Origin of the sequence: Corynebacterium sp. MSK297 (genome assembly GCF_030232885.1) — a bacterium.
Lineage (GTDB): Bacteria > Actinomycetota > Actinomycetes > Mycobacteriales > Mycobacteriaceae > Corynebacterium.
Map to the genome: position 1 here is coordinate 52,699 of NZ_JASPGD010000002.1, position 21,889 is coordinate 74,587.

The 21,889-nt window shown below is 58.4% G+C and carries 21 protein-coding genes; 17 read left to right on the forward strand and 4 right to left on the reverse strand.

Going from position 1 to position 21,889, the window contains the following annotated elements; all coding sequences use genetic code 11:
* Positions 1–272: 272 nt before the first annotated feature.
* Positions 273–587, forward strand: coding sequence for a hypothetical protein (locus tag QP888_RS02165; protein WP_187114733.1), 315 nt, complete (start codon positions 273–275; stop codon positions 585–587).
* A 218-nt stretch (positions 588–805) separates the two neighbouring features.
* Here the strand turns inward: QP888_RS02165 and QP888_RS02170 are convergent, their stop codons facing one another.
* Positions 806–1,009 carry a hypothetical protein gene (locus QP888_RS02170; protein WP_064833206.1) on the reverse strand — a complete coding sequence of 68 codons (204 nt, stop codon included), beginning with the start codon at positions 1,007–1,009 and terminating at the stop codon, positions 806–808.
* 541 nt (positions 1,010–1,550) lie between these two features.
* Between QP888_RS02170 and QP888_RS02175 the strand changes: the two genes are divergently transcribed.
* From QP888_RS02175 to QP888_RS02225, 11 genes are all read left to right on the forward strand, one after another.
* Positions 1,551–3,242: a hypothetical protein gene (locus tag QP888_RS02175; RefSeq protein ID WP_064833208.1), complete on the forward strand. Its 1,692-nt coding sequence runs from the start codon at positions 1,551–1,553 to the stop codon at positions 3,240–3,242.
* Positions 3,243–3,322: 80 nt separating this feature from the next.
* Positions 3,323–4,846 (forward strand): YcaO-like family protein, encoded by a 1,524-nt coding sequence (locus QP888_RS02180; protein ID WP_284811936.1) that lies wholly within the window; start codon positions 3,323–3,325, stop codon positions 4,844–4,846.
* 8 nt (positions 4,847–4,854) lie between these two features.
* A complete protein-coding gene (locus QP888_RS02185; RefSeq protein WP_064833210.1) occupies positions 4,855–6,387 on the forward strand; it encodes a nitroreductase family protein in 1,533 nt (510 codons plus the stop codon).
* Positions 6,384–8,978, forward strand: a complete 2,595-nt coding sequence (locus QP888_RS02190; protein ID WP_064833211.1) for a lantibiotic dehydratase — start codon at positions 6,384–6,386, stop codon at positions 8,976–8,978. The genes QP888_RS02185 and QP888_RS02190 overlap by 4 nt, the downstream gene beginning before the upstream one ends.
* On the forward strand, positions 8,971–10,032 hold the full coding sequence (locus QP888_RS02195) for a lantibiotic dehydratase C-terminal domain-containing protein (RefSeq protein WP_064833212.1): 1,062 nt from the start codon (positions 8,971–8,973) through the stop codon (positions 10,030–10,032). Before QP888_RS02190 ends, QP888_RS02195 begins: the two co-directional genes overlap by 8 nt.
* 76 nt (positions 10,033–10,108) lie before the next feature.
* Positions 10,109–11,116, forward strand: a complete 1,008-nt coding sequence (locus tag QP888_RS02200; protein WP_284811941.1) for a hypothetical protein — start codon at positions 10,109–10,111, stop codon at positions 11,114–11,116.
* Between the two features lie 34 nt (positions 11,117–11,150).
* On the forward strand, positions 11,151–11,333 hold the full coding sequence (locus QP888_RS02205) for a thiazolylpeptide-type bacteriocin (RefSeq protein ID WP_082936067.1): 183 nt from the start codon (positions 11,151–11,153) through the stop codon (positions 11,331–11,333).
* Between the two features lie 273 nt (positions 11,334–11,606).
* Positions 11,607–12,515, forward strand: a complete 909-nt coding sequence (locus QP888_RS02210) for an ABC transporter ATP-binding protein (RefSeq protein WP_064833214.1) — start codon at positions 11,607–11,609, stop codon at positions 12,513–12,515.
* Positions 12,512–13,243: an ABC transporter permease gene (locus QP888_RS02215; protein ID WP_284811944.1), complete on the forward strand. Its 732-nt coding sequence runs from the start codon at positions 12,512–12,514 to the stop codon at positions 13,241–13,243. Before QP888_RS02210 ends, QP888_RS02215 begins: the two co-directional genes overlap by 4 nt.
* A 211-nt stretch (positions 13,244–13,454) precedes the next feature.
* On the forward strand, positions 13,455–14,897 hold the full coding sequence (locus tag QP888_RS02220) for a YcaO-like family protein (RefSeq protein WP_147579106.1): 1,443 nt from the start codon (positions 13,455–13,457) through the stop codon (positions 14,895–14,897).
* Positions 14,851–15,543, forward strand: coding sequence for a hypothetical protein (locus tag QP888_RS02225; protein ID WP_156519527.1), 693 nt, complete (start codon positions 14,851–14,853; stop codon positions 15,541–15,543). Before QP888_RS02220 ends, QP888_RS02225 begins: the two co-directional genes overlap by 47 nt.
* Positions 15,544–15,646: 103 nt before the next feature.
* Here the strand turns inward: QP888_RS02225 and QP888_RS02230 are convergent, their stop codons facing one another.
* Complete coding sequence (locus tag QP888_RS02230) at positions 15,647–15,805, reverse strand: hypothetical protein (RefSeq protein WP_222703923.1); 159 nt, start codon at positions 15,803–15,805, stop codon at positions 15,647–15,649.
* A complete protein-coding gene (locus tag QP888_RS02235) occupies positions 15,802–15,978 on the reverse strand; it encodes a hypothetical protein (RefSeq protein ID WP_222703924.1) in 177 nt (58 codons plus the stop codon). The genes QP888_RS02230 and QP888_RS02235 overlap by 4 nt, the downstream gene beginning before the upstream one ends.
* A 238-nt stretch (positions 15,979–16,216) precedes the next feature.
* On the opposite strand from QP888_RS02235, the gene QP888_RS02240 reads away from it, so the two are divergent.
* The gene (locus tag QP888_RS02240) at positions 16,217–16,654 is read left to right on the forward strand and encodes a hypothetical protein (RefSeq protein ID WP_147579108.1); all 438 of its coding nucleotides are present in this window, start codon (positions 16,217–16,219) and stop codon (positions 16,652–16,654) included.
* A 5-nt stretch (positions 16,655–16,659) separates the two neighbouring features.
* Here QP888_RS02240 and QP888_RS02245 read toward each other — a convergent pair whose 3' ends face one another.
* Positions 16,660–17,433 (reverse strand): class I SAM-dependent methyltransferase, encoded by a 774-nt coding sequence (locus tag QP888_RS02245; RefSeq protein ID WP_064833219.1) that lies wholly within the window; start codon positions 17,431–17,433, stop codon positions 16,660–16,662.
* Between the two features lie 824 nt (positions 17,434–18,257).
* Here QP888_RS02245 and QP888_RS02250 point away from each other — a divergent pair.
* From QP888_RS02250 to QP888_RS02265, 4 genes are all read left to right on the forward strand, one after another.
* Positions 18,258–18,518: a hypothetical protein gene (locus QP888_RS02250; RefSeq protein ID WP_284811947.1), complete on the forward strand. Its 261-nt coding sequence runs from the start codon at positions 18,258–18,260 to the stop codon at positions 18,516–18,518.
* Between the two features lie 106 nt (positions 18,519–18,624).
* Entirely contained in the window at positions 18,625–19,746 is a 1,122-nt protein-coding gene (locus QP888_RS02255) for a glycosyltransferase family 4 protein (RefSeq protein ID WP_284811948.1), read from the forward strand.
* Positions 19,747–19,808: 62 nt separating this feature from the next.
* Entirely contained in the window at positions 19,809–20,756 is a 948-nt protein-coding gene (locus QP888_RS02260; protein ID WP_284811949.1) for a siderophore-interacting protein, read from the forward strand.
* Between the two features lie 658 nt (positions 20,757–21,414).
* Positions 21,415–21,600, forward strand: a complete 186-nt coding sequence (locus tag QP888_RS02265) for a recombinase family protein (RefSeq protein ID WP_283774549.1) — start codon at positions 21,415–21,417, stop codon at positions 21,598–21,600.
* Positions 21,601–21,889 lie beyond the last annotated feature (289 nt).

Here is a 21,889-nt window from a genome sequence, read left to right on the forward strand (position 1 = left end):
TTGTACGTCTATACATCACTCAGGGTGCGTGTTTTATCCAGTTGGAGCGCCGTATGAAGCCGCCCAATCGGAGGATAATCCCAAGCTATCAGGCCACTGGGCAAATTTAGGAGTTATATTCCTAAATCTCACCCCCACTCAATCACAATAAGCGTAAAATGCTCCTTTTGGGACTTTAACTCAGGGCCTTCCAATGACCGTTGCGGTTGGCTCCTATGCGAACGAGCTTGCCTTCTTGCTTCGTGCTGGAGACGATACGCTCGGTCTGACGTGTGCTTGCCCAGCTCAGATGCCATTTGTTTGATGGTCATACTCGGGTTTTCACGCACGAGCAAAAGCAGCCGCTCAAGCATGGCTTCAGCTTCGTTCGTTATACCGACATTTATACCTTTGTTTATGCCGACATTATTTTCGAAAGCAAGTGCGTCATCAAGTGGCTGGGAGATCATGCCGAGCATGAATTAGATAAAGTGCGTGCTATCTCCTTTCTCATCGGAGTTGGCAAGCACGTTGTAGTATTCTTTCTGTCGCTCCTTGACCAGCGTCTCGACGGGCAACCATGCAAAGAGAGGATTCCATCTGCTTAGAATGAAGCGGGTGGCACGATCCAGGCCAGCAATAATATGTTTACGTGCGTTATTTCGGCAGACTTCTAAATGTACCCAGCCGGTGAACACGTCCGTGAGTGAGAGAGTACGAGCATACTCGCCTTTAAATAGTTGGCCCGCAATGAGCAACCGTGTCGATCTCGAAAAACCCAGGCTCGGCCTCAACCTCGGCGCTAGTGGTACGGATCTGGATCGAGTTACGGAGCAAAGCCCCGGGTTTCGTTGTTGATATCCCCTTTCAGTTCGAGTTTCTCCCGCTCGTTCTTCAAATAACAATCGATCGTGGCGCCACTCATTGCCAGCACCTCTGTTTTGGTGTCGGACGTGTAATGATCCTTACCCTCGATTAGCTCCCCGTGATGTTCAGGCGCCTCAATCCACTCCTCCAGGTTTGATATCATATATTTCCCGCATGGCATACCCTCTAAGTGCTACAAGCGAACCAAGAGGTGTGTGGATTCGGCAGAGTATGTCGTTGGTTTGATTCTGCGCTGATCCAAGCGTAACACTTTCGGATTTCCAATCGTCTCGTCCATTAAATACTGCCTGGCCGAGGAGGGAGACAATCCCATAATCTCGCAAAACCTATCCAGGACTGCGGATTTCTCTTTCTTCGAGCCTACCCGATACGCCGCCCTCAGCTTCTTCGTCACTTCCACACGCGCCATACGCGAAATCACACCCTCATTCATACCCCTGATTATCCCGAACGTATTCGCTCTCAAAATACGTGAGGAACCACAACCCGTTCGCGCTCATTTTCCATAAGGTACGTCGAGCCCTTGCAGCTCAGTGGTCACTACGCTACAGTGGTTTCCGCTCGTGTTCCTCACTGGGCTACCTCAGCCCACAGCGATATGAGGAGCAGTGGATACAATCAAACATAGTCATCACTTAAACCGACTGGACTCAATTCTTAAGCCAACTTTACTCTGAAAGATAATGATGATGCGAGATTCTGATCGCCCTTGGCTTAGACGAGACACCATCTTCGCCTCGGCACCCGGGGGAGTGCTTATCTCCAATGCGACGACGGGTTGTGAGATCGCCGGTGAGTCCGCTTATGAGCTCTTCAGCCGTGTTTTCCCGCTCTTTAACGGTCAAGCGACGGTAGGCGAGATCAAGGGTGCGGTCGCCGAACGCAACTGGAAACTGATTGAGGCAATCGCGGCTCCGCTTGAAGAGAAGGGTTTCCTGCGATGGATTCCCGAATCCGACTATGAGCTTCTCGACAACGAGAAACGGGAAAAGTACGCGGACCAGATCGCCTTCCTAGCACAATTCACCGATGCTCCGCACGAGGCATTTCTGGCGTTCAATCAGGCGCAGATTTTAGTAGTTGGCAGCGACGAGGTCGCTGACTCGTTGCAGGCCAACCTGATCGATAACGGTGCGGAATTGGTGACGTCCGCCGAGTCGTTCGCCGTCGATCAGTTCGAAGAGCTCGCGCCCGACCTTACGGTGTTGGGTCCCACGGCGCTTAGCGGGATCGACCACCTCCGCAAGGCAGGAGTCCCCTTCCTAGGGGTGTGCCCGGCAGGAGACTACTTGTGGGCGCTACCAGTTGGGTGGATCGAAGGCAGTGCGAGCTGGCATTCAGCAGACAGCTCTCTGCGGCGGGGCTCCATGGGCAAAGAGTGGGCCGAGGCTATTGAGCAGGCTCAGGCCGGGCAGCCCCAGTGGACCTCGGCAACGTCCTCGCAGGCAGTCCAGCGCCTTTTTGGTGCACTCTTGGCCTACGAGGTATTCAAGGGTATTACGGGCGCCATCACACCAGAGACCAGCGAAAAGATTCTCGCGTTCAACGCGTTGACGGGCGCCACATCGACACATCCGATGACTCCGATCTACTCAGAGGTGTCGCGCGAAGTGCACGCTCAACTAGCCGGGGCACATCCGGAGGACGCCGGTAGCGAGACCCCGGCGAGCATCCACGTCTCACATGCGGATGAGTACGACGACGTGTGGGCGCCTTTGGTGGATAGGTTCACTATGCCCGCGTACGACTTCGATGATCTCGATATCGATCAGGTGCCTGTCAAGGTCTCGTTGGTGGAAACGGCAACAGGCAAGGTTTTCGCGGCGAGCCCGTGGACCACGGCCGATGCCCGGATTGAAGCGCTCGCACGCGCCTATGGGCAGTCGCTTAGCTGGCACTGCACGTGGGCGTCAGACGCGCCGCGCGTGGTCGGCATCGGCACTACCCGAGCCGACGCGATTCGGCGCGGCGTCGAAGCAACAGTTCGCAGGGAAATGCTTTCCGGATCGGGGCTGACGGAGCCCGTGCAGAGCGTCCTCGGCGGTCGGCTAGGCACATTCGTCTCCGACGTCGCTGAAGGATCACTGGAGTTTTTCGCCCACGATCCATTAGCCGGCCAACACGTGGCGATCGCGTGCTGCGATGAGTACAGGGCGGTGGGCGCTGGAAGCAGCCAGGAAGAGGCGCAGGCGCGCGCGGCGATCGAAATTCTCGGGCGGCGCCAGGTGGGCCTCGTCGATACGGGTGATGCCCAGCCCATCGGCGGAGAGGTAGCACTCTCAACCGCCCGCATCGGGCAGTGGCACGTGGCGGTTGTCGCTCCGGCTGGCTCTCGGGCGTGCGCTGACGATTCAGCTCTCGAGGCTGTGCGATGACAGACACGATTCAGGGGTGGCGGCACGCAGTACTCCCAGGCAGTGACACGTGCATACGTTGCATGGCCGAGCAGATAGCAATGACGGACCGCTTCTTCATGCGGACGGGCCGGCAGCTCATAGCTACGTCACCGCGGCACGACAATCCTTTCTTCAAGGGCTGCGTGGAAGCCGGAGGCCGCCTGGGGTTAGCGCATGGCATCTCGATCGACCGCGCGAGCCTTCAGGTGAGGAGTGCCGCGACGGTATGCCGCCACGTTCGATCCGAGAAGATGACCACCGAGGCAGACGGCTACCGTGCCCGCACCCTCTCAAGCTACTTCCACGTTGCCCCGGTGGAGCGGTACGTGAGCCCGGTCCACGCAGTCATAGGTGCGGAGATCGATTTTGACGTCACCGGACTCGTCACGGCAAAGGCGTCAGGCTTTCTGATTCTCTACGTGGGAGACGACTACTACACCCGGCCGTGGGGCGGACATTGCGGCAAGTTGTCGGACGCGCTCTATTTGGGCGTGCTCGAAGGAGTTGAGCGCCTGAGCGGGGAGGCCGATCACGATGCGCAGGTCGCCGTGCAACCTCCAGTCAATACAAGGCTGATCGACCTCGACGCGTTTGGAGTGCCACGCGATTGCTGGAAAATCCCTCACCCGAAGGTCGGCGCATGGGTCAAGGCGAGTGTGATTACTTCGGGCCCAGACGGCGCTTTCTTGCTGGGGGAGACGGTGATGATCCCCGAACGTCTCGCATATTACCGCGCCGCACACGACCACGAGCCGTGGGTCCAGGACTCCTCGAACGGATGCGCCGTTGGTGGATCAGACGAGGAAGCGATTCTCTTCGGAATGCTGGAGGCAATTGAACGCGACGCGTTCATGATCGCATGGTACGGAAACCTTGACCTATCCCCGATCGACCCAGCGAGCATTCACGACGAAGAATCCTGTGCGTACCTTCGCCGAATGGACCTGTGCGGGGTCGACGTCATCTTCCTCGACGCGACGGTCGGCGTCGGCGTCCCTACGGTGATCGCTGTGTGTGCCGAGCCCTCCGGCGCTACTTGCGTGGGCGCCGGCGCGCACCCCGATCCAGAGCGCGCGTTGAAAAGTGCCCTCGTGGAGATCGCGTCGGACTTTCAGGTGGTCTCCGAACATGGGAAGGATCGCGCCGCAGAGATCGAGTGGATGCTCAACGACTTCTCACTCGTGCGAGCGATGGAGGATCACGCGGACCTGTTCGCGCTTCCCCAGACGCGCCAGTACATTGACCACTGGCTGCATCCGATCCGCAGCCACGTGACGCTAGATTCATTGCGCCGAGCTCCCGAGGCTGGATTGAGCGTGTGCGACGATCTGGCTACGACGCTGCACAGTTGCCGTGACGCCGGTTTCGAACCGTTGGCAGTCGATATGCGTTCCCAGATCGCGAACCGTATGGGACTAGCGTGTTGGAAGGTCGTCGTCCCCGGCCTCATCCCAATAGATTTTGGTTCCTATCAGCGGGCCGTGCACATGCCACGCCTAGCTAAGCGAGTAGCCGCCGTTACCGGCGCGCCCGCCTCGCCCGCATCGTTCGTTGCGAACCCCGTACCCCACCCCTTTCCGTAGGAGCGAAAATGTCTCAGTGGTGTGAACCCGGAACAGCGGCCGTGGCGTATGCGGATCTCATCTACCACCGCGTCCGCGACGGAATGCTGATTAATGACTGGACAGTGGACTGGTCAAAGGAACCGTTGACGCATTCATTCTATCCGGAGGCGGCTGCAATTAATCTCCCTCTTCCCGGGGAGGGAGCCGATGTTTTTCGTGGCGTTGCAGGAAACGCCCCAGAATTCCTCGCATCGCTATTGCATATCAGTTACGGAATCACCGGAGTGCGCCTCGCAATCAACCGCAACGATCACATGCCGGTGTACCGCAACGCCGAATACGCGAAGTGGGGCCGCACCACCGCGTCTGGCGGGGGACGGTACTGCGTGGATTTCTATCTGGTCGACAGCGGAATAGGGCACGACCAGCTCGATGCGGGGATGTACCACTACACACCACTTCGCCACGCTTGGGAACTTCTTACCGCGGGCGACTTCACCGGCCGGGTCGCCCGCGCCCAGGGATATGCCCGCGCCGCCGATCGTTACCTCATCATGACGATCAACTACTGGCGCAGCGGATTCAAGTACAACGATTTCGCCTATCAGGCGACGGCGATGGACGTCGGGACAGTCATGGCGACTATGGCTGAAGCGGCCGGTGACAGGCTGGCCTCGAGCTGGGACATGTGGGTCAACGAAGATCAGCTTGCACCCTTGCTGGGCCTCGATCAAACCAAGGACGGTATCTACGCCGTCCAAGCGTGGGGAAACGAGCGTGACGTAAACGCCGGCTGCGAACCTGACGTCGCTGCCTTTCCCGGAAGGGTGACCTCCAACTACCCGGGCACGATTGATTTCACGACGACGATCGCCCTGCAAAACGACATGATGGGCTTTCCGCAGCGGCCCGCAGAGCTTCTTCCTAACGCCGTGTCGGACGAAAGCCCGAACGGCATCGCCGGAAACTGGTGGAGCGACCTCATGCGCCGCCAGTCGAGCTTCGGACGCTTCACGGGGCGGGGCTTTGGCAAAGAAGATTTGCTTGGCCTGCTATCGCGTGCCGATCGCGTGAGCGCCCTCGTTGCTCCGCCTTCGTCAGTCGTGTGGGAATACTTGGTGTATGTGGCGCGAGTCGACGACGTCGAACCCGGGCTCTACCGCTACCGGCCTTTTTCTGGCGATCTTGAGCTCGTCAGCACAGAGGACCAGAGCGAGTTCCTTGCCAGCACCTACTTCCTGAAGAACTACGACGGAAAGAAGGCTGCCGCAACCGTCATCCCGTGCGCGAACGTGTACGAGTGCGCACGCAAGTGGGGTGTTCGCGGATACCGCTTGGTCAACGCGGTGATTGGTGCGGCGTGCCAAGCGCTATCGGTTGAGGCTGCCCGGCGCGGCCTCGGTTCCGGAACGGCTCTGGGGTTCGACGCCGAAGCCCATGCGGACCATGCGGGCCTCGACAAAGAATCCATGACGCCCATGCTCATGATCATGACCGGCGTCGACGACCCTCTATCAGGGCAGTTCCACTCCAATGCGACGGCGCGGAGGTTGGTATGAGCGTTCTCGATCCCTACTGTCAGGTGCGCATTGGGGGGCTGGACTATAGCCACGCTTCTGAGCTGCTGGACCCCACACTGGCCGACCATGTTTCGCAGGTGCGTGAGGCGTACGCACGGCTGCAAGCCCATGCCGAGGACATCAGCGATCTCCTTTACCCCCTCATCGGAGGCGCGGAGGCAAGCACGAAGACGGGTCTTATCAACGTCCGCCGTCACCTGTATAACGGGAACTATGCGCAGGCGTGGGAGCGCCTCGAGGAACTGGACGAGACCTCGCGGGAATCGGTTCGCGACGCCTTGGGATCCTTCGCTACCGACCTGCAGACCTTCATCACTGGGCTCGACTATGTGCGGAACCACTTTGACGATGCGCTCGCCGCGGAGCGCGAGAAGCTCGTGGCACACGTCGCCAACCCCCTCTTCATGGCGGGTATCGCGGTGTCATCCCCGTCGCTCGTTCCGGCCCTCCTCCGCCTAACATCGCACGTAAACAAGGGAAAGGTCGACAAGAAGGACAGGAAGGCTGAACGGTCTTTGCAGTCTTACGTGTTACGCGCCGCCACCAAGACGAGCCCCTTCTCAACGCTCGGCCCCATCGCTATCGGGTATACCCGGCAGGCTGAGGTAGAGCAGTCGCACCGAAGCGTCTCCTTGCCGTCGCTCTACCCGGTGGTTCGCGCCCTGCACGCGCTCGCGGAAGATCCTAAGAATTTGGCAGGCTTTGAGGTGCGGGTATCCGACTATGTTCGGGGCACTGATGGCGTCGTCTCCGTGGATCGCACCCAGTGGGACTTCAAGGACGCCTCGACCCGCACCGACTACGCGAAGCCAACCGAATCCAACGTGATAATCAACCAGCGGCCACTCGTTGACGCGGTGTATCAGATCCTTGGCGGCGCTCTGATGACGTTCGGCGAGCTCAATGACGAGCTATCGCGACAGAGCGGAATCCCTCCCGAGACGACGCTCGAGCTCCTCGCCGACCTCATGAGGCTCGGGTACCTTCATGTTCCTGCGCTAAGTATCCACCCGCACGACGCGCCACGGATAGATGGCATCGTGGATGAAGTTCGCCAGGCACACCCCGAATTGGGCTGTCTCATTGCGCAGTTCGTGGAAAGATCGCGCTCCTTTAGCCGACTTGAGGATCCTCAGATGCGCCAACGCGAGATAGGCGATATCCAAGAGCTCGTCGCTAGCATCTACTCGCTTGCGGGCGTCGACGGCGATATGCCCCGCTCGGTCCTCTATGAGGACGTCGTCGCCGGCGGATTCACAGGAAGCGAGCTTGCCCAACTCGAGCTGTCTGACTCAGAGGTCAGCGAGATCTTCTTGCTTCTCGACCTCCAGGACGATTCTCACGTGAAGTCAGCCCTCATGGAGGGGTACTTCGATAGTCGGCAGCGTCTGGAGATTCCCGCCACCGACTTCATCGGCGGGTTCATCGACGAGCTTTTCGATTCTTTCGAGGCGTACGATCTGGGCGGCATCGCAGACGATGACCTCCCTGACGATCCATGGCTTCGCTGGGGTGAGGCGTGGCGCTGGGTGCTCGCGCGGCGTCGTTTCGTCGATCACCTGAGTCGTTACGTCGCCACACACCCGCGGGGGAGCCGCGCCGCGAATCTATCTGATGCGGGCGAGGTTAATATTTCCGAGGCTCTCGCCCAGGCCGCAGCCATTCTTCAGCGGCCCCAGCACGCGTTCCGGCACGCCAATACTCTTATTCAGTTCGACGGCGAGGCGGGGAGCGTCATTCTCAACGACGCGTTCGGGGGAATCGGCTTCCAGATCTCGCGATTTACGCATCTCCTTGATGAACCAGCTCACGAGTATCTCGCCGACGTCGAGCGGCTGGCGAAGAGTAAAGGTGTGCGGTTGGTCGAGCTCAGCGGCGGCGCACTGTTTTCAAACTTGAATCTTCATGAGCCGCTCTTCTCGACCAGCTTGGTGCTCTCTGGGGAGCCGGTCTCGTCACGCGACGTGCCCGCGATCCGGCTCGAGGACCTCGTGGTCACCAAACGAAACGGCGTACTCGTGCTCACCGACGGCCGCGAGGATATCCATCCCGTGTATGCCGGATACCTCGTTCCGGCTGCCACTCCGCGCCGCAGCCAAGTGGTGAGCCTCTTCGCGCCTTCAGCGCAGATCAGTCGAAAACTCACCAGCCTTGTGACGGCGACGCCGGACATCGAGACCATCGCAGTGTTTCCGCGGCTCACGCTCGGACGCATTGTGGTGGCGCGGGCGCGCGCGATCATGGCTGCCGATGCGCTACCTACAGACAGCCCGTTAGAGGCTGACGGCTATCTCGCTTGGCTGAGGTTCTGGGCAGATAACGGATTGCCGGAACGGTGCTTCGTCAAGATTATCGATGAAGCCGTTCAGGCCGAGAAGCCGAGCTACTTTGACATACGTTCTGTGATCTCGTGTTCGACACTCCTCAACGACGTCAAGAATGCGGAGGGCAAGGCGTACGTGGAGGTCGCAGAAGTCCTTCCCGCATCACCCACGGCGACCCATGACGGGAGATCGGTTGTCAACGAATACATGCTCGGAATCAGTCTGATGGGAGGAAGCGATGCCTGACACCATGGTCATCCCCGAGGTATTGGCGGACGAGGCTGAACTTCGCGCGACCCACGTGTGGCGTGCCTACCACATCTTCTATGGCGGAAATCCGCTGATCGTCTTGCGTGAATGCATCCTTCCCCTAGCAGAGGACCTGCAGAGGGAAGGCGTCATCCTGGACTACTTCTTCATCAACTACTGGCTCGAAGGCTCCCACGTCCGCCTGAGGCTGCGTGTTCGCCCCGAAAGGGTCGAGGAACTTGACGCTCGAGTTCTCGAGAGGGTCAGGCAGTATCTCGCCGCCTCGCCGTCGTATCACCCCATGGCAGAACTAGCCGACAACAACTTCTACGAGAGCCTGTTCGCCGGAGAGTTTACCGACGCCGATCGTCCGAAGTATTTCGATGCGAACGGCGATCCGATGTTCGCCGAGAATAACTCGATTGAGATCCGCGAGTATGAGCCCGAATGGCTGCGCTATGGCGGGGAAGTCGGAATGCTCATCTCCGAGCGCCAGTTCGTGGAGTCGACCCAACTCATGGTTCGTCTTATGCACCTGGGGAATCTGGGCGTGCGCACCATTCTGCTCGGGATCGCAAGCCAAATCTCGTTCATCACGGCCGTGTGCTTACTGCAAGACGCGGACCTTGTTGAAGATTTTTTCGTCGCCTATCACCACAGGTGGGCTGACGGATATGACACGAATCCGGCGTACGGCACGGAGGAGGGGCGGCGCCAGCACCAGGTGACCGTCGAGAACCTCAGGAAGAAGATCGTACCTCGCGCCGATGCGATTCGGCGCGGCGACGTCGGCGACCTCCCGCAGATCCTGCGCGACTGGGTTCAGGTATGCCTCAAGGTCCGATTCCAGATCGAGCAGGCGTGCGAGCACTCCGCGCTTCGGTTTAAATACGACGACGGCGTGCGAAGCGTCACCAACGTCGATGATGCGGCGTGGTCCCTGTGCCACTCATACATCCATATGACGAACAACCGAATGATGGTTTCCGTTGCCGACGAGGCGTTCCTTGCCTATCAGCTTGTCGAGGCCATGAGGGGGAGCGATGACTAAGAGGGGCATTGACTGGGTGCCGCGGCTCAATCCGCTCCTTCGCGTTGGGCCTCCGCGGTGGAACGGCACGGCGATTGTGACGGACATCGGGATAGACGGCGAAGAGCGGCTGATCGAAATCGGGCTCGCCGAACGTTGCGTGCTCGACGAAGTGGACGGCAGCAGGGATGTCAGCACTATCGCCTCCGAGCTCTCCGCCAAGGGAATGCCCGTGGATACAACACGGATCGTGGGTGTGCTGAATCGCTTCGCATACGTCGGGGCAGTCGAACGCCCCTTCTCGATGAAAGCGGGACTTGCGGATATCGATTGGGCGGCCAACGAGGGCCAGCGGGTGCGGCCAGACCAGATAGCGGGTGCCGCAGATTCGGGGGCGGGTCTTGGCCTGTGGCGCAAGCTGACGTTCTTGGCCCGTCCAGTCGTTTTTGGGATCTTGGTTGTTGCCGGAATTGCCGGTGCTGCGTTCCTCTCTATTAACCTTTCAGATGCCCTCGCTACCGTCTTAGACGCCACGGTCTGGCAGGCGATTCTTGCGGGTGTTGCGGCTGTGGTGTGGACGGGTGCCGTGACGATGCTACATGAAAGCGGGCACGGCGCGCTGTTCCATCACGAGTCAACAAGGTCTCCGTTCCTTGCGCTCACGAGGTTCGGATTGATTCTCATGCCGAACACGCACATGCCAGGATTCTCGCTGCTTGGCGCTCGCGAGAGGGCACGAGTTCTCGCCGCGGGACCGCTGGTCTCAATGGTCTTCGCAGCATTGCCGGTCGTGCTCTTTGTGACGGTTGACGAACCACAGGTTCGGATCATTGCGGCGATGTGTATGTGCTGTGATACTCTCATTATTGCCCTCGGGATCTCTCCCTTCCCCAACACTGATGCGACGCGGCTTATCGAAGCATGGGTCGGCGTCGATCAACTCCAGGCGGTCGCCTTCCGGACCTTGGTCGGAAAATACAGCCTGCCGGCGGGTCTTCCTCTGCGCAGCAAGGTCGCGATCCGCCTCTATCCGGTCTTACTGCTGGTCACGATAGCTCTGTGGCTTGCAGTAATCGTGTGGGCCGCCCGGCTCATACTGAACTAGAACCCGCAAGGGTATTACCCGAAAGGAAATCATCATGAATCTCCAGAATCTCGCTGCTGAGCTCGATAGCTTCACTGCGGAGACCTTCGAGGTCAAGGATTACGTCGATTACGCAGATATGGCCTTCGGCTCGACCTGCTCGTCGTCGTCTTCTTCCTCGTGCTCGTCGACCTGCACCTCGTGCTGCTCGTCGACCTCGTCCTGCGCCACCGCCTAAATCAGCGAAACCGTCACCAGTCCGACCGCTTCTATCAGCCGCACAATCTGGCGGGCGACGGGCGAAACAGGCAAAGACGCTCGTCTCTCATCAAACTGCAGGCAGTTCGATGTAACAGGAATGTATCACGCACAGTTATTCGAACACGATCCTGGAGTTCTCCACGGTTGACGAAGCAACTCGAAGTGATTCACTTCGGTTCCGCGGTGGGTGGGATACGCTCACAGATGTCCGTATCCCACCCACCGCAACAGCACTCGAGAAAGGTCACACGTGACTGACTATGCAGTTGACGTACGCGACGTAAGCGTCGTCATTAAGGGGAAGACGATTCTTTCCCACCTCGACCTCCAGGTGGAAGAAGGTTCGTTCCACGGGATCATCGGTCCAAACGGGGCGGGCAAGACGACGCTCTTTAACGCGATCCAAGGGTTTCGAAAGCCGACGGAAGGAACGATCCGAGTCCTCGGCCAGTCGCCCTATCCGCGCAATCTAGCCCTGCTGTCCCAGATCGGGATCCAGCCCCAGCAGTCGGCGTTCTTCCCGAAGACGACACTCCGCGAGCACCTTCGCGCGGTCTGTGCGATCCAGGGCGCAGAGCACTCCACGATCGACACGCTCATCGAGGCCCTCAACCTCGCGAAGGCGGCTGACACCAAAGTGGAGAATCTCTCCGGGGGCGAGCGCCAGCGACTCGCCGTCGCCACCGCGATTGTGCACCGGCCGAAAGTCCTCTTCCTCGACGAGCCGACGGCAGGCCTCGATCCCGAAGCCAGGTACTCGTTGGTCTCCCTGCTCCAGTCGACCAATCTTCTGGAGATGACCACCCTTTATACGACGCACTACCTCGACGAAGCTGAGCGGCTATGTGACACGGTGTCGATCGTCGAACAGGGCAAGATTCTCACGACGTCGAGCCCGAGCCGCCTCGTCGCCGAGGCCGATCTCGGCTCGACGGTCATTCTCCCCAATGCTCTCCACCAGGCGGATGCGGTGGCGACGCTTCTTGGCCCGGACGCGGTGCGGGTCACCAAAGACGGGCTCGAGGTTCGGTCTCACGACACGGCCGCTCTGTTCGCGCGCCTCGCTGAAGGCGGGATCGATACACGGCACGCCCAAGTCCACGATGGGCGCCTCGAGGACGTCTATCTCCAGCTCACCGGAAAAGATTACGTAGCATGACCAGATACCGCGCATTAACCAATGTCCTTCTTCGCTACGACCTACGCGACTGGGCGACCCTTATCTTTACGTTCCTCTTCCCGGCGGGCCTACTCCTTGCGCTCGTGTTGACGATGGGTGACAGTATCGAAGGAATGGACCTCACCGGGCCGATCAGCGCGAACGTCATGGCCTTCGGCGCGGGCTTCGTGGGAATCTTCGCGGGCGCCACCCACCTTGCGCTGTGGCGCGAAAACGGAATGTTCGTCGTCCTACGGAGCTTCCCCATCTCCTCAAACACGGTCATTGCCGCACAGGCGACGGCGGGCATGATCTTCCTGATAACGCAGGCCCTTGCCCTCTTCGGCATCGCAATGGCACTCGGCATGACTCCGGAGGCGACCGCGCCGATTGCACTCCTGCCCTTGATCCTGGGCTTCCTGCTTTTCTTCATGCTTGGGGTACTCGTCGGAATCATTCTGCCGTCGATGGCCGGCGTCTCCATGGCAGCGGTCGCCATCATCATCCCCTTGGGAATGATCGGTGGAGCCATGATGCCGATTGAGACGCTTCCGAGCTGGGCGCAGACGGCTGCACCGTACACTCCGATCTACCACATGCGCGAGGCCGTGACGATGCCGCTCAATGGCGAGGGGACGTGGGGTGACGTTGGAATTGGGCTCGGCTATCTGGTCGCTGTGACCGCGATACTCACGTTGATGGCGCAGCGAGCGATGAAGTGGAAGTAGAGCTGTGCCTTCTTTGCTCAACACCTGTACGCAGGAAGCCTGTGTGATCGCAGATGGCTTTCTCGCGGCAGGCCCGCACAGTCTCACGGCGGAGGAGCTGCGCGAACGTTGGTTGCGGACGCGGTCTACGGCGCTGAATCGGGTGCTAGGCTCCCCGAACTCCACCGCTGTCGGGACTTTCGGGGAGTTCTTTTCAGGGATTCGGCGAGCCATGACGCGATTTGCTGGTCAGTCGCGAGAAGCCGCCGCGTGGGAATTCAGTTTCACGCACGGCCAGATTCGGCGCGGCTGGCTAGCCCGGCCGGCAGTCGCCGTCGGCGGAACGGCAGGCGTACCAGATTCGGCGGGGCGCGATCTTAGAGCCCGGCCTATTGACGACATTGCTTTGCCAGCCGACGTCTTAGTGAACCCCGTCGCTGGATACCTTGGCAGGCGGCTGAATCTCGAGGTTGGCTGGGAGACGACGGCGCCCGCCACCGGAAGTACGCCGAATTGGAACGGCAAGGAAGTCAGGACTCTCTCGTGGTCGGGGCACTCAACTCGCTTTCGCCATAGCGAAACCGCCGCGCTCCTTGAGGGAATAGAGCGCCGGGTGGGCGCCCTCCAAAGCTCATGCACCGTGCGTGTTGCGCGCGCGAGAGACCTGGAGGGTCGGGTCATAACGCCGAACGATTTCCCGGCCTACCCGTCCCGCTACTACGGCCGCCACGGAGCGCCATACAGTGCTGACGAGCCGCATGAGTGGGTGGTTGTGGAGAACTTAGCTAGCGGGGAGTCTGCCTGGATCCCCCGTGAGTACATCTACTACGGCGAGCAGATGGCGTACAGGTTGTGGGCTTTAGCGACGTCGTCGGGATGCGCGACTGGTTCAAGCATCGACGAGGCGAAGCTCTTCGGCTCGCTAGAACTCATCGAGCGCGATGCCTTCATAGCCTCGTGGTACGGACGAATCGAACCCGTGCGGCTTGACCTGCGCGATCTTTCCGAACTGCGTGCAACTTTCCAGCGCGCACAGCTGTTGGGAATCACGCTGGAGGCGGGGCTCATGGAGAGCGCGTTGGGGGTGCCCGCGGTCATTTCCGCCGCCACTATGACGTCCGAACTCGGCGACGTCACATCTGTGGGGGCGGCTGCACACCCCTCCCTCCTCGGGGCAATCAAGGGAGCGGTGAAAGAAGCGTGGACGTATATTGCAGAGCGTGCTCGAGTTGCCGAGACGAAAGCCGAGAGGATTGCCCAACTCCACGCCAATCCTACCGATGCGGAGGGGATCGTTGACCATCCGCTCCTCGTGGTCGGGTCGAGGCGCCCCGAGTACATCAACCTGTGCGGCACCAATCAGCCGGTCCCTGTGCAGGATCTCCCACGCACAGATTGGGAACGCTACCAGCACGGCCCACCCGGCCCGCTCCTTGCCCAGTTAACCGAGCGGTTAGCTGCCGAGGGCATCGACGTGTGGTCGCATGTTCAAACGTCGGACGTTGAAAGAGGCATGGGGCTGGAAACCGTCATGGTTGTTGCGCCGAAGCTGCTGCCCATCGACTTTGGGTGGGACCTCCAGCGAGCACTCCAGACCCCTAGGCTACGCGAATTGATTCGGAGGCATCATGGCACGGACGTCGAACCGCGGCAACTACCCCACCCATTTTCCTAAGAAGGCGGTCACCGAGGAGGAGCCTGATATGACGGCGGAAGAACGCGAGCGTGTAGCCGCAGGGCGCGGTGACGCGGCTGCGCAGTGGGCTCGAGAAAACCGTATCCGCGCGGAACCGATGCGCCAATCGGTTCGAAGCAACGCCTACCTGCTCGTGGTATTCACTGCCCTCTACCTTGTGCCGCTGGTATTCGCGAACTCGTGGCACGCGCGCGGCCTGGGGGCAGCGGGTGCTGGGCTTGTGTTCGTGGTGGCGATTGCGATCTATATCAAGACTCCGGGCAAACTCCGGAGGATGTCAGGAGCTGAAGGCGTGGCCGTCGGCGTGACGTCCATGCTGGAGTTCGCGGCCTCGCTGGCTGGGCTCGTTGCCGGATGGGTCACCGGGAAGTGGTGGTGGCTCGGTGCGCTACTCCTCAGTTCGGTCGCTCTACATTTTGTTGCACTGACGGTCGCATTTCGTCGGCCGATCGACGTTTTTCTTCTCCCTGTTGCCTGCGTGGGAGCGGCGATCGCCCTTTCGGCGCCTGCCGCTGACCTGTGGAATCACTGGGCTGTCGCGGGCGGCCTCGTGGCCGGTTGCACCGCCGCGTATTCCTTCGCCATGTTCCGCTCCCTGAAAGCGTTTCCGGGGGCGGCCTCGTAGGTGAAGGTCGTGGCACATAGGCGGACGCGGTGCCGCGCGCGGCGCCACGTGACACGCCGCGACGCGCGCGGCGAGGATTTCCAAGAAGCCAATCGGGAGGCTTTTAGTCGGTGACGTGGTAGTCGATGACGTTGTTGGCATCCAGGTAGCGCAGCTCGCTCACCATGGCAACGGCGCGCTGGTAGCCTCCGGCTATCTTCTGGATTTCGCCTGCGTTGAGGGCACCGTAGGCAGTGGTCTGAATTACCCATTCTCCGGTCACTGCATCGCAGGTGAGTTCTGGCGTGTAGGGGGCGAGCGCGAGGGCATCACCTGCACACGAGCGCCATCACCGTTGATGCGGATTGAGACGATGATGTACCCTAGTCGGACCGCACGCCCGATCACGCGCTGGGTGTTTTCTTCTTCGATGCTCATTTTCGGCTGGGTGTTCATGGCTATTTTTCCTTTCAGGTTGTACCGTTTTGGTATGTATATACTGTGAGATCTTTTGAAGTGGCTGGTCTGAGATCTGAAGTGTCCCAGGTTTTGTTCCGTTTGAGTAGATGGGAAAATCTGGAACAGACACTCTCGGCTAAACAGCGTGGCGATACCCGGATTGCAGGGTTATTCGAGCAAAAGCAAAAGGTCACGAATCAAGAAGCTGGATTTCGTGGATCAGGAAAGGTGCAGTTTGGATAATGTGAAAATTTTCGCCAGCCTCATTGCGAGGATAGTTTCCCTCATTCTTATTGTGGCTAGTCCATTTGTAGTCGCATTGGGAACGGTGCATATCCTAGGTGGGCTGGCAACCGCTAGCTTGGCCTCCATGTTGCAATGGGGAATTATTGCACTCTTGGTGGGAATTTCACTTGATGGGTTGGTGCGCACCGTAGCACGTGCTGCTTATTTTTTATCTGGTCTATCGGTATTTCAAACGCAGGCTTTAGGAAATGTGATTGGGCTGGTTTTGTTAACGGTGTTGTATTTCTTCGTTACGGAAAATATCTGGTTTGCACTGCTTGCTAGCCTGATCAATGCCGTCGTAGCAGCAGCAATAGCTAAGATTATCCCAGGTGGGAGTGAAACCAATTCCAGGCCCGGTGTGCTGGCAAACCGAATGAAACTTTGAATGCGCTAGCTCCGCGTCTTATCTACCACAATCACCAGGTTTGAAGTGCCCAATTCCCGCAACCCGGGTAGCTTCGTAATCCACCAGGCCCAGCTGGGGTGGTAGCGCGGGAAGCAGTAGGTACGGTAGCCGCATTCGGCTGCCCAGCTGAGACCTTCGCGGGCGGAGACGTCGAAAAGCGAATGCCCCCAGATATTTTTTGGTGGATGCCCGTGCTTGCGTTCATAACGACGCCGGGCGAAATCGCCACCAATATAATGCGGCCACAACCCTGTTTCGTGCCCGCCGAAAGGACCGAGCCACACCGTGTAACTGATCACCGCCAAGTTGCGTGCAACCCGCACCATTTCCTCGGCCATCTCCCAGGGGCGCGCGATGTGTTCGGCCACGTTGGAGGAATAGACGATGTCGACGCTGTTATCCCGAAAAGGCAGCGCTGTGCCGGAAGCACGAACCGCGGTATCCAGGGTGATTCCGGCTGCAGTCATTTCCGAAACGTCTGGTTCCAAGCCAATATAGTGCGCGCCGTGCTCGGCGAAAGCCGCCGAAAAATATCCGGGGCCGCCGCCGACATCCAGCACCGATAGCTTGTCTAGCCCCGTGCCGTGCACATCTCGGTGGATTGCTGCCAGTTGTTGCGCGGTATCACGGGCCAGTGGCTCATAAAATTTGCGTGGCTGCGATTGCTCGTAACCGAAAGAACGCAGCAGGCGGATCGACCGGGCTAGAGTGGCGTGGCGACGGAGGTGGCGTAGGGGGTAGGACAGTTCGGGACGCATAGGTTCCCAGGATATAGCGTGTTGGGCTTGTAGTTGGGAAGTTCAGTTGCTGTTTTGTTGCTCTGCTGAGGGTATTTGCGGGCACCCCTCGTCCTGGTCAAATTTCTTCGAGATGTTTGAGATTTTCCCATCTATTCACGCGGAACAAACCTGTGGCACTTCAGTTAAGTGATTTCGGAGGAAATCTGATTTTTGGGGCAAGAAACTATATAGTGATAAAAACTACTTAAATTAGGGAAAGTGACTCGAACTATGTTGATGATTGTGTGCGGCACTTCTGGGAGCGGTTCCCTTATCGACCGTACTTGGATGGGGTTTATCCCTAGGATCGGTCTAAGCCCCTGAAAGTGGACGCGTCGGGGCAGTCCCGAGTTAAAGGGTCTGATTGGGCAACTAGTTAAAATAATGTGAAAAAGGGTTGAAGCGAAGAGGATCGCAATTTTTCAAAGGATAGGTCCATTGTGGATAATTTTGATTTCCCGATTTTTCTAAACTTGGTGTTATTGTTCAGTATTATTCCTTCGATGATAATCGGAGGTGTCATTTGGCTCAGCTATCTGATTTCTCGGAGGAAAGCTCTGCGTGAAGAGTAATCGGCGTCGAACCCTAAGGTGCAGCGGAGGATAGACCAGCCTCAGCGTTCTTATCCGGTTTGGTTATTGCTGATGTGTGGTGCGGCAGCCGGTGTGTTTGCCCCGATTGTTTGGTTGACATGGGCGCCTAGTGATGGGGCGCAGCAAGTACCTGAACCACCTGGTGATTACCCTCTATGGCAAATATTAGGTTGTGTAGTAACTGTTTCTGTCTGCTCTATTTTCGTCAGTATGAAGTTGCACAATACTTTTCGGGGTTGTGTACTCGCATCGATTGCTGTCGCCGCAGGCCTTGCAGTGCCTATGGCTGCTGTTGAAGCTAGCGAATATCCTGATTCGTTCATTGGACTTGGAACAATGGTCACCTATATTTACTCTGCGTTTGCCCTCTTTTTCGTAAATCTCCTGGTTGCATTTGTCATGGAATTAAAAAAGGTTCGCATGTACGGTAATCAGGTTCCACTAATCAAGAATGGCCCCATTCACAAGTAGTCTGGCAGCTCGGGGAATATTTCGGGCCAGTGTTTTGTGCTGACTGCGTATAGTTCTAGTCCTTCTGATGTGGATGCAGCCCTACCCCGCTAAGCTGGTACGGAATATGAAGATCTTATTGCTGTGTTGGCGCGATTCCACCCACCCGCAAGGTGGCGGCTCCGAGCTGTATTTGGAGCGCGTTGGGGAATACCTCGCGCGAGCAGGGCATGAGGTGATTTACCGATCCGCCGCGCACACTGATATGCCACGGCGTTCGGTGCGCGATGGCGTGCGTTATTCACGCAGCGGCGGGAAGTTCACGGTGTATCCGAAAGCACTGTTGGGCATACTCGTCGGCAAGCTGGGGCTGGGCACGTTGGCGAACCTTGATGTGGTCGTCGATACGCAAAATGGAATTCCGTTTTTTGCGCGCTTGGTGTTTCGCCCAACGGTGCTGCTCACGCACCACTGTCACAAGGAACAATGGCCGGTTGCTGGGCCGGTGCTGGCGCGGATTGGGTGGTTTTTGGAATCGAAAATCGCGCCGAAGGTGTACCGGGGCGCGCCCTATGTGTCTGTTTCGCAGGCCTCCAAGGAGGATTTACAGTCCCTCGGGGTGCCGGACGCTGCGATCATTGAAAACGGTGTGGATGAGGTGCCCGCGCTCATACCGCGCTTGGAGCGTCGTGGGGTGCACATTGTCACGCTGTCGCGGCTGGTTCCGCATAAACAAATCGAGCATGCCATCGATGCGCTAGCCGGGCTGCTTGGGGCAAATGGGCTTGCAAACGACGTCGTGCTGGATGTCATCGGTTCCGGCTGGTGGGAAGACAAATTGCGGGCCTACGCGGAGGCGTCTGGGGTGGGCGAGCGCGTGTTTTTTCATGGGCAAGTTACCGACGACTACAAGCACGCGTTATTGGAGCGCGCCGAAGTGCACGTGATGCCTTCGCGTAAAGAAGGCTGGGGTTTGGCCGTTGTCGAGGCAGCTAAGCATGCCGTCCCGACGGTCGGTTATAGCTTTGGTTTGCGCGATTCCGTCGGGCACGGGCGTACTGGGTTGCTCGCTGATACTCCAGAGGAACTGGCGGTACAGCTGCAAAAAATTCTTGACGACGACTCCTTGCGCGCACAGCTCGGTGCGGGTGCGAGGAAGTTCGCAGAACAGTTTTCCTGGGAAAAGACCGGTCAGCGCTTTGCCGAGTTATTGGAAGGTGTGGTTGCTCGAGATGCTGGGCGCGGCTGATGGGGATTGTCGCAGTGGCCTAGACAATGTCGGCTGTGTTTTAGAAAGGTAGGCTATTCTTTATGAATTCCTCGGAGATGAACACGACAGCTGAAGAGAAGCTAGAGAACACAAAGAGGCTAGAAAACACAGAGCAGCCCGTCACTACAGAGAAACCTGAGAAGTCGGAAAAGCCAAAGAAAAAACGACAAGTACGGGAAGCTACCGTCACGGGGCGTACCCAGTTATCCCGCACTATGGTGCGCCTCAGTTTTTCTTGCTCGAGCTTGGCTGGAGGCGAATTTCCGTTTACTGATCATTATGTCAAGCTGCTTTTTGCGCCAGCAGGGGCTGACTACAGTTGGCCATTTGATGTAGAAGAAATAAAGAAAACCCAGCCGAGGGAGCACCAGCCGGTGCGCCGAACTTATACCTTCCGCCGGATTGATCCGGCCACGGGAGATTTTGAGATCGATTTTGTGGTGCATGGCGAGCACGGCGTTGCCGGGGTGTGGGCGCAGAACGCGAAGATTGGTGAACGCATCGGTTTTCTAGGACCTGGAGGAAAATGGCACCCAAGCGATAGCTACGAACATTTTGTCTTGGCTGGTGATGAAGCCGCAGCACCTGCGATTGCCGCCGCGTTGGAAAACTTGCCGGAAAATACTAGCGCCGATGTGTACCTGGAGATCCCTGACGCAGAGTGCACCGTGCCCATGCCGGAACCAGCTGGGGCCAACCTGCATTGGGTGCTGCGGGATGGGCGCATGCCAGGAACTGCTTTGGTTTCTGCTATCCGCGAGGCAGGTTACCCAGCGAAGCGAACCAGCTGGTTTGTCCATGGTGTTGCCGAAATGATCAAAGACGTCCGAAAGTTTTTGTACGTGGATGGTGATATCGCGAAAGAGGACATTTCGATTTCTGGGTACTGGCGGTTGCGCATGACCGAAGATGAATGGCAGGCATCCAAGATGGAGTTCAATCAAAGCGTCGAAGACGAAGAACGCGCACTCCGTAGTCAACGGAAATAGCTTTGCTGCGTTGTGGGGCTGACCCAAAAGTCGACAACGTCAGAAATGCACGCTTGCTGGCCTGGTCAAGCATCTGTTTGCTGCTGCAGTAATGATACAACGCGGTGGGTGCCGAAGCTAAGGAATGTAATTGCAGAACTTGCAAAGTTCTCCCGGACTACAAAGCCTAAAGCTGACAGAGCTCCGGCAGCTATCGCAATGGCATTAACGGCGATTGGAATCGTCGTCTTGTAATGATGAATTTGCCAGGCGGTGAGCGCCGTCCCAAAAGCAGGCGAACAAGCACAATTGCATTGTCTTGCATGTAGATAGCCCACAGAGACGGGGAAACCGCTAATATCCCCAGCGATATATAAGTCATCCGGTTTTCAAACATAGGCACATCCGTGTTTTGTTGACCTGCTGTTTTAGCATCTTCCCAATCAGTGGCGAATATTGCACTTCCACCACTAGCTACGCATCCGATAGCAGCAACAATGACCAATGTTGCGCTAAAAACTTGGTGAAATAATAGCTGATTTCATGATTTTCTCCTTGAGTTTTGTCAACCTTCCCGAGGGGTCACGGGTTCCGGTAGAAGTGATAATGCCGTCCCAGCTTTAGGTACAGTTTAGGCATGACAACCGAAGACACAGGAAACAGGTAGGTCAGGGCGGCTATCTATTGCCGTATCAGCCTCGACAAATGGGGCGAAGGGCTCGGCGTCGAACGTCAGGAAGCGGAGTGCCGGGAGCTCGCCGAACGCAACGGGTGGATGGTGACGAAGGTGTTTCCCGGCCGTCAGAGTCACGCGCTGTACCGGCCCGGGGAGACGAACCCACACGCCCGGCTGACCGAGGCTTAGGTGATCGAGGCCCGGCGGCGGGTGCGTGAGACGCCGGGGTGTGTTGCCGGACTCGCGCGTCAGTGGGGCGTGTCGGCCGACGGCCTACGGCAAGCGGTACAGGGCGTGAACCGGTCGTATCTGGACGCCGTCGAGCCACCGGTGAAGCAACGGACCATGAGCCCCCGACACGAGTACACCGACTACGAATGTTGTGACCTGCTGTTTTTCCTCCGTGGCATGACAGCCGCCGGGGCTACGGTCGCCGAAGCGGCCCGTAATGTCGGGCTGTCTGACCCGACGGCCCGCC

Excerpts from the sequence above, each read along its gene's own strand:
- QP888_RS02170 (WP_064833206.1), bottom strand. The coding sequence starts at position 1,009 with ATGATATCAAACCTGGAGGAGTGGATTGAGGCGCCTGAACATCACGGG.
- QP888_RS02175 (WP_064833208.1), top strand. The coding sequence starts at position 1,551 with ATGATGATGCGAGATTCTGATCGCCCTTGGCTTAGACGAGACACCATC.
- QP888_RS02180 (WP_284811936.1), top strand. The coding sequence starts at position 3,323 with ATGACGGACCGCTTCTTCATGCGGACGGGCCGGCAGCTCATAGCTACG.
- QP888_RS02185 (WP_064833210.1), top strand. The coding sequence starts at position 4,855 with ATGTCTCAGTGGTGTGAACCCGGAACAGCGGCCGTGGCGTATGCGGAT.
- QP888_RS02190 (WP_064833211.1), top strand. The coding sequence starts at position 6,384 with ATGAGCGTTCTCGATCCCTACTGTCAGGTGCGCATTGGGGGGCTGGAC.
- QP888_RS02195 (WP_064833212.1), top strand. The coding sequence starts at position 8,971 with ATGCCTGACACCATGGTCATCCCCGAGGTATTGGCGGACGAGGCTGAA.
- QP888_RS02205 (WP_082936067.1), top strand. The coding sequence starts at position 11,151 with ATGAATCTCCAGAATCTCGCTGCTGAGCTCGATAGCTTCACTGCGGAG.
- QP888_RS02215 (WP_284811944.1), top strand. The coding sequence starts at position 12,512 with ATGACCAGATACCGCGCATTAACCAATGTCCTTCTTCGCTACGACCTA.
- QP888_RS02220 (WP_147579106.1), top strand. The coding sequence starts at position 13,455 with ATGACGCGATTTGCTGGTCAGTCGCGAGAAGCCGCCGCGTGGGAATTC.
- QP888_RS02225 (WP_156519527.1), top strand. The coding sequence starts at position 14,851 with ATGGCACGGACGTCGAACCGCGGCAACTACCCCACCCATTTTCCTAAG.
- QP888_RS02235 (WP_222703924.1), bottom strand. The coding sequence starts at position 15,978 with ATGAACACCCAGCCGAAAATGAGCATCGAAGAAGAAAACACCCAGCGC.
- QP888_RS02245 (WP_064833219.1), bottom strand. The coding sequence starts at position 17,433 with ATGCGTCCCGAACTGTCCTACCCCCTACGCCACCTCCGTCGCCACGCC.
- QP888_RS02250 (WP_284811947.1), top strand. The coding sequence starts at position 18,258 with ATGAAGTTGCACAATACTTTTCGGGGTTGTGTACTCGCATCGATTGCT.
- QP888_RS02255 (WP_284811948.1), top strand. The coding sequence starts at position 18,625 with ATGAAGATCTTATTGCTGTGTTGGCGCGATTCCACCCACCCGCAAGGT.
- QP888_RS02260 (WP_284811949.1), top strand. The coding sequence starts at position 19,809 with ATGAATTCCTCGGAGATGAACACGACAGCTGAAGAGAAGCTAGAGAAC.